Source organism: Pseudorhizobium halotolerans, assembly GCF_902153235.2.
GTDB lineage: Bacteria > Pseudomonadota > Alphaproteobacteria > Rhizobiales > Rhizobiaceae > Neorhizobium > Neorhizobium flavum.
Genome location: NZ_CABFWE030000011.1, coordinates 205,663 through 222,522 on the forward strand (window position 1 = coordinate 205,663; position 16,860 = coordinate 222,522).

Genomic DNA, 16,860 nt, shown 5'->3' on the forward strand with positions numbered 1-16,860 from the left:
CCTCAGTGCGTATCGATATGCGGCTGATGGAACACATCGTCCCTTGTTGACGGGATTGTCTGCCGCTCGATCATCCGGTGAACCCGAACCTTTTCGCCACGATGGAGGGCCAGTATCCGGTCCGTCGTCTCTGCGTCGGCTTGCGTACGACGCTGGTTGTGCCGGACGTACTCCACCCAGGTGGGCACGTGGTAGGTCTCGGTCCAGATTTCCGGATACTGCAGATCACGCATCAGCGCCCAGTTGCGCGCCCCGTCGCGAATGCGGATACGCCGCCGCTCGGCCATCAGCGAGAGAAACTCCGGCAGGTCTTCATCGGCGATGTCGTAATCTACCTGGATGACGATCGGCCCGCTCCGGGGCTGGATCTCCAGGCCGAGCGAGGGCTCTACGAAGCGGTTGAGCGGATCGAGGTTCAGTGACCGGAAATCGGGCATGGGCAGCCGCAATCCGAGCGCCGCCCCGGCCAGCATCAACAGGCTGGACATGACCAGCGCGTTAGTGGGGTCGAATTCCTCTGCCCAGTAACCCCAAAGCCAGCTGCCGCCAGCAATGCCTCCGAACGTGGCGGTCTGGTAGAGGGAAAGAGCGCGTCCGACCACCCAGCGGGGTGTCGAAAGCTGCACCACCGTGTTGAGGAGCGACAGAGTGACGACCCAGCAGATTCCGGCGAGAACCAGAGCCAGGAAGGTGATCATGCTCGAAGTACTGAGCCCGATCGTCGCTGCGCTCAGGGCAAACCCCGTGAAGCTCGTTCGGACGATCTGCTCGCTTCGCAGCTGCTGGCGAATGCCTGCGTTCAGGAATGCTCCTGCGATGCCGCCGACACCGAACGCACCGAACATGATCCCGTAGGTTAGTGGCCCGCCCTCCAGGAGATCACGGGCGACGATGGGGAGCAGCGCCAGCACCGAACCGGCGGACAGGCCAAAGACGAAGCCGCGGACCATTACCTTTTCGAGGTTCGGCGACATGGCGACATAGCGGAAGCCGGCCGAAATGGCACTGCCGAGGGTCTCGCGGGGGAGCGGGTTCTTCGGATAATCCGGCTTCCAGCGCAAAAGCGCATAGATCAGCGCGAAATAGCTGACTGCATTGATGGCAAACGCAGTGGCCGCACCGGCCGCGGCAACGATGACGCCGCCGAGCGCCGGGCCGACGCTGCGCATGATGTTGAAGCCTGCGCTGTTGAGGGAAACCGCCTCGGGCAGGTCCGGGCGGGGGACCATGTCGCCTACCGACGCCTGCCAGGACGGATTGTGAAGGGCTGTCCCGGAGCCGATTACGAAGGTGAACATCAGCAGCAGCCCAGGCGTCAGGAGGTCGGAGGACGCGAAGACCGCCAGCAACAGAGAGGCGACGAGCATGAGGAACTGCGCAGTCAACATGACCCTGCGCCGGTCGAAGCTGTCCGCCAGGGCACCCGACACCACGGAGAAAAGCATGATCGGCAGGGCCGTCGACGCCTGGACCAGAGCGATGAGGTTTTCGGACGTGGTAAGGGCCGTCATCATCCAGGCCGCACCAACCGCCTGGATCAGGCCACCCAGATTGGAGGCGAGACTGGCAAACCACATGGTGCGATAGGTCTGGTGGCGCAGCGGCGCGAACGGCGATCGGGTGTCTGTCACGCGGGATTCCAACTCGGCTGCAGATGAGGCTCGAAGTATAGGGCGGCTTCCGTCAGAAGCCAGTCCGGATGGGACTGGGCCACCGCCCTTGCAAAAGCCGGCTAGACCACGTATATGCAGCCTATATTCTTGATCGTTTGATGAAGAGTGGGGCCTGACCGGGACCCGCTCTTTTTTGTTAGGCGATCGACACGGGCCGAGGCTCATCTGGCAACGACGACCGGAAGTTTCCATGTCGCATACCGAACACGAACCACGCATCATCATCGAAACCGGGCTTGACCTTAGGGTCGCCGAGATCATCGAGCCGGTGATTGCCTCAATGGATTACCGCCTGGTGCGCGTCCGGCTGATGAACCAGAACGGGCTGACGCTGCAGGTCATGGCCGAGAGGAACGACGGCACGATGACCGTCGAAGACTGCGAAACCATCTCGACCGCGATTTCGCCTGTCCTTGATGTGGAAGATCCGATAGATAAGGCATATCATCTCGAGGTGTCGTCGCCCGGTATCGACCGGCCGATGGTCCGCAAGTCGGATTTCTCGCGCTGGCAGGGCCATGTAGTCAAATGCGAGACGTCGATCATGATCGACAACCGCAAGCGGTTCCGCGGCAAGATCGTCGAGACGAATGACGAAGGCTTCACGATCGAGCGCGACCAGGTGGCCTATGGCGAGGCGCCGAGTGTCACCATCCCCTTTGCGGCGCTCTCGGAAGCCAAGCTGATCCTAACGGATGACCTGATCCGGGATGCGCTGCGCGCCGACAAGCTGGCCAAGGCCCAGGCGGCCAACCAGAACGGCGAAGACGACGAGTAACAACCGGCCCATCGGCCGCACAGATTTCGACTGACGGAGACGAACGACAATGGCAGTGAGTGCAAACCGGCTTGAGCTTCTGCAGATCGCGGATGCAGTGGCACGTGAGAAGGTCATCGACCGCGAGATCGTGCTGGCCGCGATGGCCGACGCCATTCAGAAGGCGGCGCGCTCGCGCTACGGTTCGGAGACCAACATCCGCGCCGATATCAATTCGAAGACCGGCGAGATTCGCCTGCAGCGCTTGCTGGAAGTGGTCGAGCAGGCCGAGGACTACGGCACGCAGATCCCCCTGGAACTGGCGCGCGACCGCAACCCGGACGCCAAGATCGGCGACTTCATCGCCGACCCGCTGCCGCCTATGGATTTCGGCCGTATCGCCGCTCAGTCTGCCAAGCAGGTCATCGTCCAGAAGGTGCGCGAAGCCGAGCGTGACCGCCAGTATGACGAGTTCAAGGACCGCGTCGGCGAGATCGTCAACGGCACCGTGAAGCGCGTCGAGTACGGCAATGTCATCGTCGATCTCGGCCGTGGTGAAGGCATCATCCGCCGTGACGAGATGATCCCGCGCGAGACAATGCGCTATGGCGACCGCGTCCGCGCCTATGTCTACGACGTGCGTCGTGAACAGCGCGGCCCGCAGATCTTCCTGTCGCGTACCCACCCGCAGTTCATGGTGAAGCTCTTCACGATGGAAGTGCCGGAAATCTACGACGGCATCATCGAGATCCGCTCCGTTGCCCGCGACCCGGGGTCACGCGCAAAGATCGCCGTCATCTCCAACGACTCCTCAATCGACCCGGTCGGCGCCTGCGTTGGTATGCGCGGTAGCCGCGTGCAGGCCGTTGTCGGCGAACTGCAGGGCGAGAAGATCGACATCATTCCCTGGTCGAACGACCCGGCGTCCTTCATCGTCAACGCACTGCAGCCGGCGGAAGTGGCGAAGGTCGTTCTCGACGAGGATGCAGAACGCATCGAAGTGGTCGTTCCGGACGAGCAGCTGTCGCTCGCCATCGGCCGTCGCGGACAGAACGTCCGCCTGGCCTCGCAGCTGACCGGCTGGGACATCGACATCCTGACTGAGCAGGAAGAGTCCGAGCGCCGCCAGAAGGAATTCAATGAGCGGACCGACCTGTTCATGGAAGCGCTCGACGTCGACGAGATGGTTGGCCAGGTACTGGCCTCCGAAGGCTTCGCGGCCGTCGAGGAACTCGCCTATGTCGAGCTCGACGAGATCTCTTCCATCGAAGGCTTCGACGAGGACACCGCCCAGGAAATCCAGACGCGCGCCCGCGAATACCTCGAGAAGATCGAGGCGGAGATGGACGCCAAGCGCAAGGAACTCGGCGTCCAGGACGAGTTGCGCCAGATCGACGGCCTCAACGGCCAGATGCTGGTGGCACTCGGCGAGGACGGCATAAAGACCGTCGAGGACTTTGCAGGCTGCGCCGCCGACGATCTTGTCGGCTGGAGCGAGCGCAAGGACGGCGAAACGAAGAAGTTCGACGGTCTGTTCTCGAAGTTCGACGTGTCGCGTGCCGAAGCGGAGAACATGATCGTCCAGGCCCGCCTGCTTGCAGGTTGGATCACCGAGGAAGATCTCGCCGCTGACCAGCCGGAAGAAGAAGAGGAGGCGGAAGCCGTCGCCGAGGAATGATCGCCGGAGAAGTCGGACAGGAGCAGGACGATGCGGAGTTGGTCGTGAACGATCGCACCTGCATCGTCACCCGCGAGACGGTAGCGCCGGAGATGCTGATCCGGTTCGTTGCCAGCCCCGATGGGAAGGTTGTTCCTGATCTGAAGCGGCAGCTTCCGGGGCGCGGGTGCTGGGTCAAGACGGACCGGGCGCTCGTTGAGCGGGCAGTGCAGCGAAAGCTGTTCTCGCGTGCCCTGAAGCGGGACGTGCAGGCCGACCCTGACCTCGGCGCCCTCGTCGACCGGTTGATCGCAGCCGATCTCGCCGGGATGATGAACCTGGCCCGCAAGGCCGGGCAGTTCGTCAGCGGCGCCATGAAAGTGGATGCCGCCGTGCGCTCAGGTGCGGCGGTTGCCGTCTTCCATGCAGCCGATGCTGCGGCCGACGGCGTGCGCAAGATCGACCAGGCGAGAAAGGCCTGGAGGCTCGGCACCGATGCCGATGAAGACATACCATCGTTTTCGTTCTTCACCGGGGCGGAAATGGACGAACTGTTAGGCCAGAATGCTTTTATCCATGCCGCGGCGCTTGCCGGACAGGCGGGTGAGGGTGTAGTGAAGCGCGCAACCATGCTCGAAAAGTACCGCGGTGCCGGTCAATCGGGAGCAGGTGGCGGCGCCCGCCGGCCACAGACATGACGCGGTCACCGGCAGCAGCCGGCCGCCGCACCGAGAGACATGCATTGAGAAACGAGGTCTGATGTACGCCATCCGTCCTCGTTTGAAGGAACAGGAACGGAATGACCGACAACAAAGACGACAAGACGCTTGGGGTTAAGAAGACCCTCACCCTGAAGCCTTCGGGAGTGAGCCAGGGCACCGTGCGCCAGGATATGGGCCGGGGTCGTACGAAGGCGGTTGTGGTCGAGACCCGCAAGCGCCGGCCGATCCGCCCGGAGGACGACAAGCCGGCATTCACGGCACCGACGCCGCGCGCTGCAGAGCCTGCCGCACCTGCGCCCCGCCCGCAGCAACCGACCCCGCCGGCAACCCGCGTTCATCAACCAACGCAGGCTCAACGCCCTGCGGCGCCGGCCCCACAGCAGCGGCAAGGCGAGCGGCCCCGGGGTGCGGTACTGCATGACCTGTCGGCCAGTGAAATGGATGCACGTCGCCGTGCACTGGTTGAGGCGCAGGCCCGCGAAGTCATCGAAGCCAAGCAGCGCGCCGAAGACGAAGCGCGTCGTCAGGCAGAAGAAGAACGCCGTAAATTGCAGGAAGCCGAAGAGGCTGCCCGTCGCGCCGCCGAACCGGCTCCCGTAGAAGTGCCCGTCGAGGAAGCACCGGCGCCGGCTGCAACGCCTGCACCAGCAGAGCGTGCCGCAGATGCACGCCCGGGCATTTCGCGCACGCAGCCTGCTGCTCCCGCACAGCCGGTCATCGGTCGCGGACGCAAGGCTGGCAACGAGGAAGACGACGACCGCGGTCCGCCACGCGGAGCTCCCGTCCGTGGACGCGTAGCTGCCCCGGCGCCCGCCAAGGCGCCCGCACGTCCGAAAACTGAGGATGAGCGCCGCCGCGGCAAGCTGACGGTCACCACCGTCAGCACCGACGACGATGGCGGCAACGCCCGCGGCCGTTCCATGGCTGCGATGCGCCGTCGGCAGGAGAAGTTCCGCCGCAGCCAGATGCAGGAGCCGCGCGAGAAGGTCATGCGCGAGGTGACCTTGCCGGAAACGATCACCATCCAGGAACTGTCCCAGCGCATGTCCGAACGCGCTGTCGACGTCATCAAGTTCCTGATGAAGGAAGGCCAGATGATGAAGCCGGGCGACGTCATCGACGCCGACCTGGCGGAACTGATCGCCGTCGAGTTCGGTCATACCGTCAAGCGCGTCTCTGAGTCCGACGTCGAGGAAGGCATCTTCGACGTCGCCGACGAAGAAGGCGTATTGGAGCCGCGTCCGCCGGTCGTCACGATCATGGGCCACGTCGACCACGGCAAGACCTCGCTGCTCGACGCCATCCGTCAGGCCAATGTGGTCGCGGGGGAAGCTGGTGGTATCACCCAGCATATCGGCGCCTATCAGGTCGAGCAGAACGGCCAGAAGATCACCTTCATCGACACGCCCGGCCACGCCGCCTTCACGGCAATGCGCGCCCGCGGCGCGCAGGCGACCGATATTGCGATCCTCGTGGTCGCTGCCGACGACAGCGTGATGCCGCAGACAATCGAGTCCATCAATCACGCGAAGGCGGCCGGCGTGCCGATCATCGTGGCGATCAACAAGATCGACAAGCCGACGGCCAACGCGCAGAAGGTCCGCACGGAGCTCCTGCAGCACGAAGTCTTCGTGGAGAGCATGGGCGGTGAAGTCCTCGACGTCGAGGTTTCGGCGAAGAACAAGACCAATCTCGACAAGCTACTGGAAGCAATTCTGCTGCAGGCGGAAATCCTCGACCTCAAGGCAAACCCGAACCGGACGGCCGAGGGTACCGTTATCGAAGCTCAGCTCGATCGCGGCCGTGGTGCCGTCGCGACGGTCCTCGTCCAGAAGGGTACGCTGAAGCCCGGCCAGATCCTGGTTGCCGGCGACCAGTGGGGCCGCGTCCGCGCCCTCGTCACCGACAAGGGCGAGCATGTGAAGGAAGCCGGACCGGCCATGCCGGTGGAGGTTCTGGGTCTGTCGGGCACGCCCGCCGCCGGCGATCGCTTCGCGGTCGTCGACAGCGAGAGCCGTGCACGCGAGATCTCCGAGTACCGGCAGCGGCTTGCCCGCGATAAGGCGGCCGCTCGCCAGTCCGGCTCGCGCGGCTCGCTCGAGCAGATGATGAGCCAGCTCCAGAGCTCCGGCCTGAAGGAGTTCCCGCTGCTGATCAAGGGCGACGTCCAAGGCTCGATCGAAGCCATTGCCGGCGCGCTCGAGAAGCTCGGGACGGACGAAGTGCGGGTCCGCATCGTCCATTCCGGTGCTGGCGCGATCACGGAGTCGGATATCTCGCTCGCCGAGGCCTCCAATGCCGCGATCATCGGCTTCAACGTTCGTGCCAATGCGCAGGCCCGTGCGGCTTCCGAGCGCTCAGGCATCGAGATCCGCTACTACAACATCATCTACGACCTGGTGGATGACGTGAAGGCGGCGATGTCCGGCCTGCTCTCGCCGGAGCGGCGCGAAACCTTCCTCGGCAATGCCGAGATCCTCGAGGTGTTCAACATCACCAAGGTGGGCAAGGTTGCCGGGTGCCGCGTCACGGAAGGCAAGGTCGAACGCGGTGCAGGCGTCCGCCTTCTGCGCGACAACGTCGTCATCCACGAAGGCAAGCTCAAGACGCTCAAGCGCTTCAAGGACGAGGTTGCGGAAGTGCCGGTCGGCCAGGAATGCGGCATGGCCTTCGAGAACTACGAGGACATTCGCGCCGGCGACGTCATCGAGTGCTTCCGCGTCGAGCACATCACCCGCACGCTGTAAGCGACGGGAACAGCATCAAGGGCCGCTGGAAAGAGATTTCCGGCGGCTTCTTCTTGTCACATGAGGAGGAGGCAGACGTGACCATTTCATTCGACCTGACGGGCAAGACGGCAATCGTCACCGGAGCAAATACCGGTCTCGGGCAAGCCATCGCTGTCGCACTCGCGGGGGCCGGGGCAGACATTGCGCTGGTAGGCCGTTCTTCAATGGAAGAGACCGAAGCGGCAATCGCCGCTGGCGGCCGGGGCAAGTACCGCTTCATCAAGGCCGATCTTTCGACGATCGAACCGCTAAAGGACGTTGTTGAGCAGACCCTGGCCTGGACGGGCCGTGCCAACATCCTCGTCAACAATGCCGGCATCATCCGCCGTGCAGACGCCGTGGACTTCACGGAGGCGGACTGGGACGACGTCATGGACGTCAACCTGAAGAGCGTCTTCTTCCTGAGCCAGGCCTTTGCCCGCCACCTGATCGCGGAAGGCAAGGGCGGCAAGATCATCAACATCGCCTCGCTACTCTCCTTCCAGGGCGGCATCCGCATCCCCTCCTATACCGCATCGAAGAGCGGGCTGGCGGGGCTGACGCGGCTGCTCGCCTGCGAGTGGGCCGGCAAGGGCATCAACGTCAATGCCATTGCTCCAGGCTACTTCGAGACCAACAATACCGAGGCACTGCGGAACGACCCGGACCGCAATGCCGCAATCCTTGGGCGCATTCCAGCCGGGCACTGGGGCAAACCCGACGAACTTGGCGGCGCAGCGGTCTTCCTTGCCTCTTCGGCGTCCGACTATGTCCACGGCGTTGTACTGCCGGTGGACGGTGGCTGGCTCGCCCGCTGATCCGCCCAAGGCATGCCATTGCCGCAGCGACGCGGCAATGGCATGCACGGAAAGCGAAGTTCACCGACAAGATCTAATCCGGATCGTCGGGTTCAAGATTTATTTGTTGCCAACCAAAGTCATGTTTATTATCGAGAGGCCGTAAGAGAGACCGGCAAGGCCGGTCTTCAGTCCGGAGCCCGGGTCGTCCGACGATCAGGCTCGCATTCCGGAGAGCTTCTGACATGACGATTGCGTCCGCCCGTCCTTTTCATCACCATCTCATGATGCCCCTCCTGGTCGGCGCGCTTCTGAGTGCTGCACCTGCGACCAATGCCCAGGATGCCGCTCCGCCGCCAGCCGCAACATCGCAGGCCAATCCATCCGCACCCGCCCCGCAGACCTTGCCGTCCACCGAGCAAACGCCTGCGGACATTCCACCCTCTGCTGATACCATCGACGAACAGCCGCGCGCCTCGGAAGGACTGATCGAGAATGTTCCGACGGTGATGCAGGAGATCCTGCCTGCCGGCGAACGCTCGGACATCCCCCACGACCTGTCGCCATGGGGCATGTTCATGGCCGCTGACTGGGTGGTCAAGGGCGTGATGATTGGTCTCGCCTTCGCCTCGCTGGTCACCTGGACCGTCTGGTTGGCCAAGACGCTGGAACTCGCGGGAGCCCGTACGCGGGCGGGCCGGACGCTGAGGGTCATTCGAAACTCCGCAACGCTCGTCGATGCCGTCGGAGAGCTTGGGAAGCGTGGTGGGCCGGCGGCCCTTATGCTGCGCGCTGCGGCGGACGAGATTCGGCTTTCAGAAGCTGCGCTCGATCACGCAGACAGTGCCGGTGTGAAGGAACGCGTGGCCTCGGCGCTCTCCCGCATCGAATCCTATGCAGGCCGGCGCATGTCACGCGGCACCGGCGTTCTCGCCACCATCGGCTCGACCGCTCCGTTCGTCGGTCTCTTCGGCACCGTCTGGGGGATCATGAATTCCTTCATCGGCATTTCAGAGTCGCAGACGACCAACCTTGCCGTCGTGGCACCCGGCATTGCCGAGGCGCTGCTCGCGACTGCGATCGGTCTTGTGGCCGCAATTCCGGCTGTCGTGATCTACAACGTCTTTGCCCGTTCCATCACCGGCTATCGCCAGCTGCTGGCTGATGCCGCCGCCGGGGTCGAACGACTGGTCAGCCGCGACCTCGACTTCCGCAGAGTGCCCCCCGGCAACCGCAACGTGCCTGTCTCTCTCGTGGCAGGAGAATGATCCATGGCCGGCGGTATTCGTGAGACGCACGGCGACGACCTTGCCGAAAACCATGAGATCAACGTCACGCCATTCATCGACGTGATGCTGGTGCTGCTGATCATCTTCATGGTGGCAGCGCCGCTTGCGACGGTGGACGTGAACGTCGACCTCCCCGCTTCGTCGGCGCAGCCCGCGCAGCGCCCCGATGAGCCCCTCTATCTTACGCTCAAGGAAGACCTCGGCCTCAATCTCGGCAATGATCCGGTGCAGCGCGAGCAACTGGCGGCGACGCTGGATCGGGTCACCGAGAGCGACAAGGAGACCCGCATCTTCCTACGCGCCGACAAGGCGATCGAATACGGCCAGTTCATGGAGGTCATGAACCTGCTGCGGGACGCAGGCTACCTGAAGATCGCCCTGGTCGGGCTTGAGACACTGTCCGGCGCAGCGCCGTCTGCCTCCGCCGAACAGGGAGCCACAGCAGCCGCCCCAGCAAGCGGAGAGAGCCAGTGACGCTCTCCACTCCCCGCTTCAGCCGTGCCGGCCGGCTCGGAGAGCTGGCACTATGGTCGTCCGCTGCGATGGTGGTGTTGACGGCGCACATCGCCGCTGCCGCTGTTCTTCTGCGCCAGGAGCCGGACGCACCGGCCGAGCCGGGGCCGCCTGCAGCGATCATGATCGAACTTGCGGCGGAACCGGAAGCGGCGGATACCGAGGAAAACCAGGTCGCGACCGAGGAGGTCGATTCCGAAGAAGTTGCCAGCCGGCAGTTGGAGCCCGCCGAGGAGCCGCTGGCGGAGCCATTGCCTGATCCGGTCGAGCCACCTCCGCCGGAAGAAGTCGCCGAGCCGATCGAACCGGAGCCTGAGCCGGTGGAGCCGGAGCCTCAGCCCGAACCTGAGCCTGAGATCACCAAGACCGTGCCCGAGCCGCCACCGGAACCGGTGGAGGAGATCGACCCGCTGGAAGAGCAGATGATCGCCGCACTCGAGAATGTCGAAGTTCCTTTGCCAGTCTCGAGGCCTCCACCGCCGCCGGAGCCGAAGAAGCAGCCGCCCAAGCGCGTCCAGAAGCAGCCGCAGGCCTCCAAGGCATCGCAGCAGGCCAAGCTTCAGGCGAAGCCTTCGGAGCGCACGGCAGCCAATCAGACCACCACCGGCTCGTCCCAACCCTCCGTCACGCCCGCGAAATGGAAGTCGCGCGTTCAGGCGAAGATCGCGCGCAACGCGCGTCGTTGCCCCGGCAATGACACCGGCACAGCCGCCGTACGATTCAGCTTCGATGGCAACGGCAATATCACCAACGTCTCACTCTCGCGCTCCTCCGGGAACTCGGCGATCGACAGCTACATCGTCGCAGCCGTGCGCCGCGCATCCCCCATCCCTGCCCCGCCTGCCGGCGTCCCGAGCTATCTCGATCAGGGGCTGAGATGCGAATGAGCGGGGTTAGCTGACACCCTTCGACGCTCCACCGAGCGGCACGTGGACCTGCGGGGTTCGGCCCTTTACCGCGCGACAATTGGCCTGCCGGCTTTTTGCACGGCTCGTGCTGCGACTGAGGATGATTATGTCCTGAAACGAAAAAGCCCGACGCGGGAGGAGGTGCGTCGGGCTTTAAACATGATCGGCAATTGGGAGGAGGAGGAGATTGCCGATCTCATCTAACGACGCTGGGAGGAGGAGTGCGTCGTTTCGATGATTGAGATATAGGCTGCGCCGGATGCATTGCCAAGGGCTTTGCTGCATTGCAGCAATGCGTTTTTTGCAGAGCTTCTTCTATGTCTTCCGAAGCGACCGCTGGCCCAGCTTGCCGCGGAGCGGCCGCTGTGGCATTGCCTCATGAGTAAACGACGAGGCAGATGATGAGCAGCATTCGCTACCACGAAGGTGATATTTCCGCGGCCGATGCCGCCCGCTATACGGGTGACGTTGCGATCGATACCGAAACCCTGGGACTTGTTCCCCGTCGTGACCGCCTCTGCGTTGTGCAGCTTTCCCCCGGTGACGGAACGGCGGACGTCATTCGCATCGCCGCCGGCCAGAAGGAAGCGCCGAACCTCGTGGGCCTGCTTGCCGATCCCTCACGACGCAAGATCTTCCACTACGGCCGCTTCGACATCGCCGTCCTCTTCCACACCTTCGGCGTCACCACCACGCCCGTCTTCTGCACCAAGATCGCATCACGGCTGACGCGGACATACACGGATCGTCATGGATTGAAGGACAACCTGAAGGAGCTCCTCGACATCGACGTGTCGAAGGCCCAGCAGCAGTCGGACTGGGCCGCCGAAACGCTCTCGCCCGCACAGATGGAGTATGCCGCATCGGACGTTCTCTACCTGCATTCGCTCGCCGACCGGCTGACAGACCGTCTCCGCCGGGACGGCCGTATGGAGCTGGCTGCGGCGTGTTTTGAATTTCTTCCGACGCGCTCCAAACTCGACCTCCTGGGCTGGGAAGAGACCGACATCTTCGCGCACAGTTGATGCGCCTTTTCTCAGAATGCCTGCTCCCCATCGTTATCCCCGCATTAACCACTCTGCCATAGCCTCGGCGGCGATTGGGTCATCTCGGTGGGATCATGCTTTTTCCGACGCAGCAGACAGCGGGGCTCGCGGCGACGAACGTCATGCAGGCGACGCTCGACAGCATCGACGAGCGGCGCCGGGAAGACCAGGAGAAGGCGAGCGGCGAGAAGCGAGATCCTGTCGTCGAGGCCAAGGTCAGCGCGAGCATCGAGATACGGCGCGCACGGGAGAAGATCGCTGAGGCGTTGTTCGGCATCAACAATGTGGATGCTAACGAGCTGAAGCTGAAGCTGACCGAGCGGCTGGCGGCGAAGCTCGGCATCGATCTTGAGGAAGACCGGTCGAATTTCTCGCTTGGACGAGCAATCGAAGAGGCAATCAAGCAGCTCGGCCTCGATCACACCGCGATCGCCAGGCTTGAAGACGAACTCGGGTTGAAGGCGGCCGGCGTTTCTCTCGCGACTGTCATCGCGGCGATCAAGAACCCCTATGGTGACGACAACGCACGCCTTCTAGAAGGGCTTGCGGCAGCCGCCAACGGTGGCGGTGCGGCGTTCGACGTGGCCCGAGTCCTGCAGCGCCTCGAGGATGTCGCCGATCCCAAGACACTGGAAGAGCTGAAGCTCGGGCCGCAGGGATATGATCCGACCCGTGTCGAGGATGCCCAAACGCGGGCAGAACGGCAGAAGGATATCCAGGCCTTGGAAGCCTCCGAAAAGCTGGAAGATGTCCAGGACATGCAGGACGTCGTGGCGGCCCAGAACGGCAGCGCTCTGAAGCCGGAGGGGATCGGCGAGCCGAAGGCAGACGCCGCTGCTTCTGGCGTCGAACTGATCCTGATCCTGGGAGCGAATGCGGAGCAGGCGAAGAAGACCGATGCGGAGTCCGCAGCGGAGGAGCCGCCTGCATTTCCCTCGGATGTGACCGGTGCCGTCGAGCAGCCGGAAGAGGTGACAGAACAGACCGCTGAAGCGATCGAGGAGATGGCGCTCGTCGCAGCGAACGCCGCCCCTGTTCTACCGATCTTCGTCGACGATATCGGACTCTATGAACTCCTGAAGAGAAAGTTCGCGGCGTAGCCCACGACCGTGAAGGCAAGGCGCTTCCGTCGGTTCTGGTCATTAAGGAAATCTTAACGACCTTGGTCGCATTCTAGTCAATCAATCGGCAAAGGTGGCGCCATGAGGCGTCGCGGCCGCAGCGCCGTACGTTGCGAAAACACTGAACCGCAGTAGCCGATCTGTCTTGCCCACCGCGAAGACATGGAGCAGGTCATGCTGCCGCCTATCGGCGCCGCGTTGAGCGCCTCTGTCGACTATCAGGATGCGGGCCGGCAGGCGATGCGCGCCTCGCTCGCCGCCACCTCTGGCGTTTCAGCTGCCACGACCCCTTTGCCTGCAAACCTCCTGGGCGGCGGTCGGATCGATATCCTTTCCCTGTCCGGCCAGGTGCAGCTGGCACAGGGCCTTTCCATCTTCGCCGAGACCATCGGGAGCTTCCTGAAGATCAACCGACGCGAAGGCGAAGGCCTTGTCGACTATGCAAACCGGCTGGCGGAAGCCCTGAAGTCGCTGAGCCTGTCGCAGCGGGCCGCACTCGAGCAAAGCATCGCCCAGCTTGTACGCGGCGTCACGCTTCGCATCCTCACCGAAATCCTGAACAATCCGCTCGGACCGGAGGCGGCACGCCTCACCGCTTATCTGGAAAGCGCACCGGCAGCCGATCGCGACTTGGCGACCCGGGCCGTCGTCAGCTCCTACCGCCAGAACGACGCTGCAGTGGGCTCCTCCGCTTCTCCCGCTTCTGCCTCGGTTCGCACCCCGCTGGCGGGCGCGGCTCCAGCGCCAGCCGAGCTTCCTGCGAAGGCCGCCGGAGGCGATCAAGGGCCTGCCGCAGTGCCGGCGGCGCACGTCCGGGGCGCCGCAGCCTCTGCCACCGCTGGTCCGACCTCCCCTACGAGCGTCGTCACGGCGGTACCTCCCGCACAGGGAGCGGTTGCGGAAGGAGGAGAGGACGCCGGTGTTCCTTCGCTGAGACCACAGCAATCGACACAGCCGGTCACGCGCGGCGGCATGTCTCCGATGCAGCTTGACGGTTCCGATCCGGATCGCACTCCGCCCGCAGCCCGATCCCCTGAACTCCCAGGGCCGGGGGAAACGAGAGCCGGCGGGAGCTCCGTGGCCACAGAAAAATCTCTCCCCAGCCGCGCCGAGGTAGTGGTCGAACCGCGTCCGGCAATGCCGGGCCACGTTGGAACGCCCGTCATCTATGACGCCCCCGCGCTGGCACGTTTCGCCCAGATGGCGGTAGAGGATCCGAAGAACAGGTTCATACAGAACGTCCTGTTTCAGAATTCCGCACCGGGCGGTTCTGCGTCGGAGAGCACAGGCGCCAGCAAGGCGCCGGTGCCCCAGGTCCTTGCTCCCGTCCAGGCAGAACAGTCGGCCGAGGACGGCGCGACCCAGATTGCCCGCCCAGCGCCTGCCTCACCCTTGATACAATCGGGCGAGCCAATCGCGGCGCGCGCGGCAGACACCGAAAGCGCTCTTCCGGCCCCCGCGCCGGCGTCGGGCAACAAGGTGACGGCCAACGTCTCTGCGGCTCCCCATCTGGTGGCCGATCCGGCCGCATATATTCTGGCAGCACCCATGCTGGCACGCGAAGGTCTGGCGCAGGTCCTGGTGACCTATCCGCCAGCGCCCCGGGCGCCGGATGAGGAAGAACGCGACGTCGAAAGGGTCTCGCCCATCGATGAGGACGGAAACCATCGATCGTCGCATCAGGATGCGCAGGGCGGGGAAGACGATCCGGCGGACGATCCCTTGCCCGAGGATGACAGCGAGACCGTTGAAAGCGATGATCTCTCCGACCATGCCCAGGACTTGTACTGGCGGATGGCCGACCTGACCTGAAGCATGAGCCAAACCCATAATGAAAAAGGCCGCCGGACTTGCATCCGGCGGCCTTCGTGTCTTCGGTAACAGCGATTACTCGTTGTTGCCGCGGTTCTTCAGGGCCGCGCCGAGGATGTCGCCGAGCGATGCGCCCGAGTCGGACGAACCGAACTGGGCAACAGCTTCCTTCTCTTCTGCGATCTCGAGAGCCTTGATCGACAGCATGACCTTGCGGTCCTTCTTGGAGAAGTTGGTGACGCGTGCGTCGAACACCTGGCCGACCGAGAAACGCTCCGGACGCTGATCGTCGCGATCGCGTGCCAGATCGTTGCGGCGGATGAACGAGGTGATGTCTTCGTGGTTCACGAGCTTCACTTCGACGCCACCGTCGTTGACGGCGATGACTTCGCACGAAACGACAGCGTTCTTGCGCAGTTCGCCCGAAGCAGCGGCATCGCCGACTGCATCCTTACCGAGCTGCTTGATGCCGAGCGAAATGCGCTCCTTCTCGACGTCCACATCGAGAACGACAGCCTTGACGACGTCGCCCTTGTTGTACTCCTCGATAACCTGCTCGCCCGGACGGTTCCAGTCGAGGTCGGAGAGGTGGACCATGCCGTCAACGTCGCCTTCGAGGCCGATGAACAGGCCGAACTCGGTCTTGTTCTTCACTTCGCCTTCGACTTCAGTGCCGGCCGGATGGCTGAAGGCAAATGCCTGCCACGGGTTCTCGAGGGTCTGCTTGAGACCGAGCGAGATACGGCGCTTGGACGGATCGACTTCGAGAACGACAACATCGACATCCTGCGTCGTGGACAGGATCTTGCCGGGGTGTACGTTCTTCTTGGTCCAGGACATTTCGGAGATGTGGATCAGGCCTTCGATGCCCGGCTCCAGCTCAACGAACGCACCGTAGTCGGTGATGTTCGTGACCGTACCGGAGATCTTCTTGCCGATCGGGTACTTGGCCGCGATGCCATCCCACGGATCCGACTCGAGCTGCTTCATGCCGAGCGAGATGCGGTGGGTTTCCTGGTTGATGCGGATGATCTGAACCTTGACCGACTGGCCGATGGACAGGATTTCCGACGGATGGTTGACGCGGCGCCAGGCCATGTCGGTGACGTGCAGCAGGCCGTCGATGCCGCCGAGGTCAACGAACGCACCGTAATCGGTGATGTTCTTGACGACGCCGTCAACAACCTGGCCTTCTTCGAGGTTCTGAACGATTTCAGAACGCTGCTCGGCACGGGACTCCTCGAGGACCGTACGACGCGAGACGACGATGTTGCCGCGACGCTTGTCCATCTTGAGGATTTCAAAGGGCTGCGGGTTGTGCATCAGCGGGGTGACGTCGCGGATCGGACGGATGTCCACCTGCGAACGCGGAAGGAAGGCAACGGCACCATCCAGATCGACGGTGAAGCCACCCTTGACCTGGTTGAAGATGATGCCTTCGACGCGCTCGCCAGCTTCGAACTTGGCTTCGAGCTTGACCCAGCTTTCCTCGCGGCGAGCCTTCTCGCGCGACAGAACGGCTTCGCCGAGAGCATTCTCAATGCGCTCGACATAGACTTCGACTTCGTCGCCGACCTTCAGCGAACCGTCCTTGCCCTTGACGCCGAATTCCTTCAGCGCGATCCGACCTTCGACCTTGAGGCCGACGTCGACAACGGCCATGTCCTTTTCGATCGCTGTGACCAGACCCTTGGTCACATAGCCTTCGGCCAGATCGGTCTGTGCGAAGGATTCTTCGAGGAGCGACGCGAAGTCCTCCCGCGTGGGATTAGATACTGCCATGAAATCTCCTGAGGG

The 16,860-nt window shown here is 63.5% G+C and carries 13 protein-coding genes; 11 read left to right on the forward strand and 2 right to left on the reverse strand.

Translation table 11 applies throughout. From position 1 onward, the window contains the following. Positions 1 to 2: 2 nt before the first annotated feature. Positions 3 to 1,631, reverse strand: a complete 1,629-nt coding sequence (locus FN060_RS16405; RefSeq protein WP_280514335.1) for an MFS transporter — start codon at positions 1,629 to 1,631, stop codon at positions 3 to 5. A gap of 232 nt (positions 1,632 to 1,863) precedes the next feature. On the opposite strand from FN060_RS16405, the gene rimP reads away from it, so the two are divergent. The 11 genes from rimP (at position 1,864) to FN060_RS16460 (ending at position 15,063) form a co-directional block, all read left to right on the forward strand. Next, positions 1,864 to 2,451, forward strand: coding sequence for a ribosome maturation factor RimP (gene rimP, locus FN060_RS16410; protein WP_142589022.1), 588 nt, complete (start codon positions 1,864 to 1,866; stop codon positions 2,449 to 2,451). Positions 2,452 to 2,500: 49 nt separating this feature from the next. Beyond that, complete coding sequence (gene nusA / locus FN060_RS16415) at positions 2,501 to 4,108, forward strand: transcription termination factor NusA (RefSeq protein ID WP_052641135.1); 1,608 nt, start codon at positions 2,501 to 2,503, stop codon at positions 4,106 to 4,108. Next, the gene (locus tag FN060_RS16420; protein WP_077548505.1) at positions 4,105 to 4,785 is read left to right on the forward strand and encodes an RNA-binding protein; all 681 of its coding nucleotides are present in this window, start codon (positions 4,105 to 4,107) and stop codon (positions 4,783 to 4,785) included. Before nusA ends, FN060_RS16420 begins: the two co-directional genes overlap by 4 nt. A gap of 101 nt (positions 4,786 to 4,886) precedes the next feature. Then, the gene (gene infB, locus FN060_RS16425) at positions 4,887 to 7,556 is read left to right on the forward strand and encodes a translation initiation factor IF-2 (protein ID WP_142589023.1); all 2,670 of its coding nucleotides are present in this window, start codon (positions 4,887 to 4,889) and stop codon (positions 7,554 to 7,556) included. Between the two features lie 77 nt (positions 7,557 to 7,633). After that, complete coding sequence (gene kduD, locus FN060_RS16430) at positions 7,634 to 8,395, forward strand: 2-dehydro-3-deoxy-D-gluconate 5-dehydrogenase KduD (protein ID WP_183949757.1); 762 nt, start codon at positions 7,634 to 7,636, stop codon at positions 8,393 to 8,395. A 263-nt stretch (positions 8,396 to 8,658) separates the two neighbouring features. Next, entirely contained in the window at positions 8,659 to 9,642 is a 984-nt protein-coding gene (gene exbB, locus FN060_RS16435) for a tonB-system energizer ExbB (RefSeq protein ID WP_142589558.1), read from the forward strand. A 3-nt stretch (positions 9,643 to 9,645) separates the two neighbouring features. Further along, a complete protein-coding gene (gene exbD / locus FN060_RS16440; RefSeq protein WP_142589025.1) occupies positions 9,646 to 10,137 on the forward strand; it encodes a TonB system transport protein ExbD in 492 nt (163 codons plus the stop codon). Next, positions 10,134 to 11,063 carry a TonB family protein gene (locus FN060_RS16445; protein ID WP_244665835.1) on the forward strand — a complete coding sequence of 310 codons (930 nt, stop codon included), beginning with the start codon at positions 10,134 to 10,136 and terminating at the stop codon, positions 11,061 to 11,063. The genes exbD and FN060_RS16445 overlap by 4 nt, the downstream gene beginning before the upstream one ends. A gap of 419 nt (positions 11,064 to 11,482) precedes the next feature. Then, positions 11,483 to 12,109, forward strand: coding sequence for a ribonuclease D (locus tag FN060_RS16450; protein ID WP_077548500.1), 627 nt, complete (start codon positions 11,483 to 11,485; stop codon positions 12,107 to 12,109). A gap of 95 nt (positions 12,110 to 12,204) precedes the next feature. After that, positions 12,205 to 13,230, forward strand: a complete 1,026-nt coding sequence (locus FN060_RS16455; RefSeq protein ID WP_142589026.1) for a hypothetical protein — start codon at positions 12,205 to 12,207, stop codon at positions 13,228 to 13,230. Between the two features lie 195 nt (positions 13,231 to 13,425). Beyond that, positions 13,426 to 15,063, forward strand: coding sequence for a hypothetical protein (locus FN060_RS16460; protein ID WP_142589027.1), 1,638 nt, complete (start codon positions 13,426 to 13,428; stop codon positions 15,061 to 15,063). A 75-nt stretch (positions 15,064 to 15,138) separates the two neighbouring features. Here the strand turns inward: FN060_RS16460 and rpsA are convergent, their stop codons facing one another. After that, complete coding sequence (rpsA, locus tag FN060_RS16465) at positions 15,139 to 16,845, reverse strand: 30S ribosomal protein S1 (RefSeq protein ID WP_052641115.1); 1,707 nt, start codon at positions 16,843 to 16,845, stop codon at positions 15,139 to 15,141. Between the last annotated feature and the right edge of the window lie 15 nt (positions 16,846 to 16,860).

What these genes read in the sequence shown, in the direction of transcription:
- FN060_RS16455 (WP_142589026.1), top strand. Translation starts at nt 12,205, where the DNA reads ATGCTTTTTCCGACGCAGCAGACAGCGGGGCTCGCGGCGACGAACGTC.
- exbD (WP_142589025.1), top strand. Translation starts at nt 9,646, where the DNA reads ATGGCCGGCGGTATTCGTGAGACGCACGGCGACGACCTTGCCGAAAAC.
- rpsA (WP_052641115.1), bottom strand. Translation starts at nt 16,845, where the DNA reads ATGGCAGTATCTAATCCCACGCGGGAGGACTTCGCGTCGCTCCTCGAA.
- rimP (WP_142589022.1), top strand. Translation starts at nt 1,864, where the DNA reads ATGTCGCATACCGAACACGAACCACGCATCATCATCGAAACCGGGCTT.
- FN060_RS16460 (WP_142589027.1), top strand. Translation starts at nt 13,426, where the DNA reads ATGCTGCCGCCTATCGGCGCCGCGTTGAGCGCCTCTGTCGACTATCAG.
- exbB (WP_142589558.1), top strand. Translation starts at nt 8,659, where the DNA reads ATGATGCCCCTCCTGGTCGGCGCGCTTCTGAGTGCTGCACCTGCGACC.
- nusA (WP_052641135.1), top strand. Translation starts at nt 2,501, where the DNA reads ATGGCAGTGAGTGCAAACCGGCTTGAGCTTCTGCAGATCGCGGATGCA.
- FN060_RS16450 (WP_077548500.1), top strand. Translation starts at nt 11,483, where the DNA reads ATGATGAGCAGCATTCGCTACCACGAAGGTGATATTTCCGCGGCCGAT.
- infB (WP_142589023.1), top strand. Translation starts at nt 4,887, where the DNA reads ATGACCGACAACAAAGACGACAAGACGCTTGGGGTTAAGAAGACCCTC.
- FN060_RS16420 (WP_077548505.1), top strand. Translation starts at nt 4,105, where the DNA reads ATGATCGCCGGAGAAGTCGGACAGGAGCAGGACGATGCGGAGTTGGTC.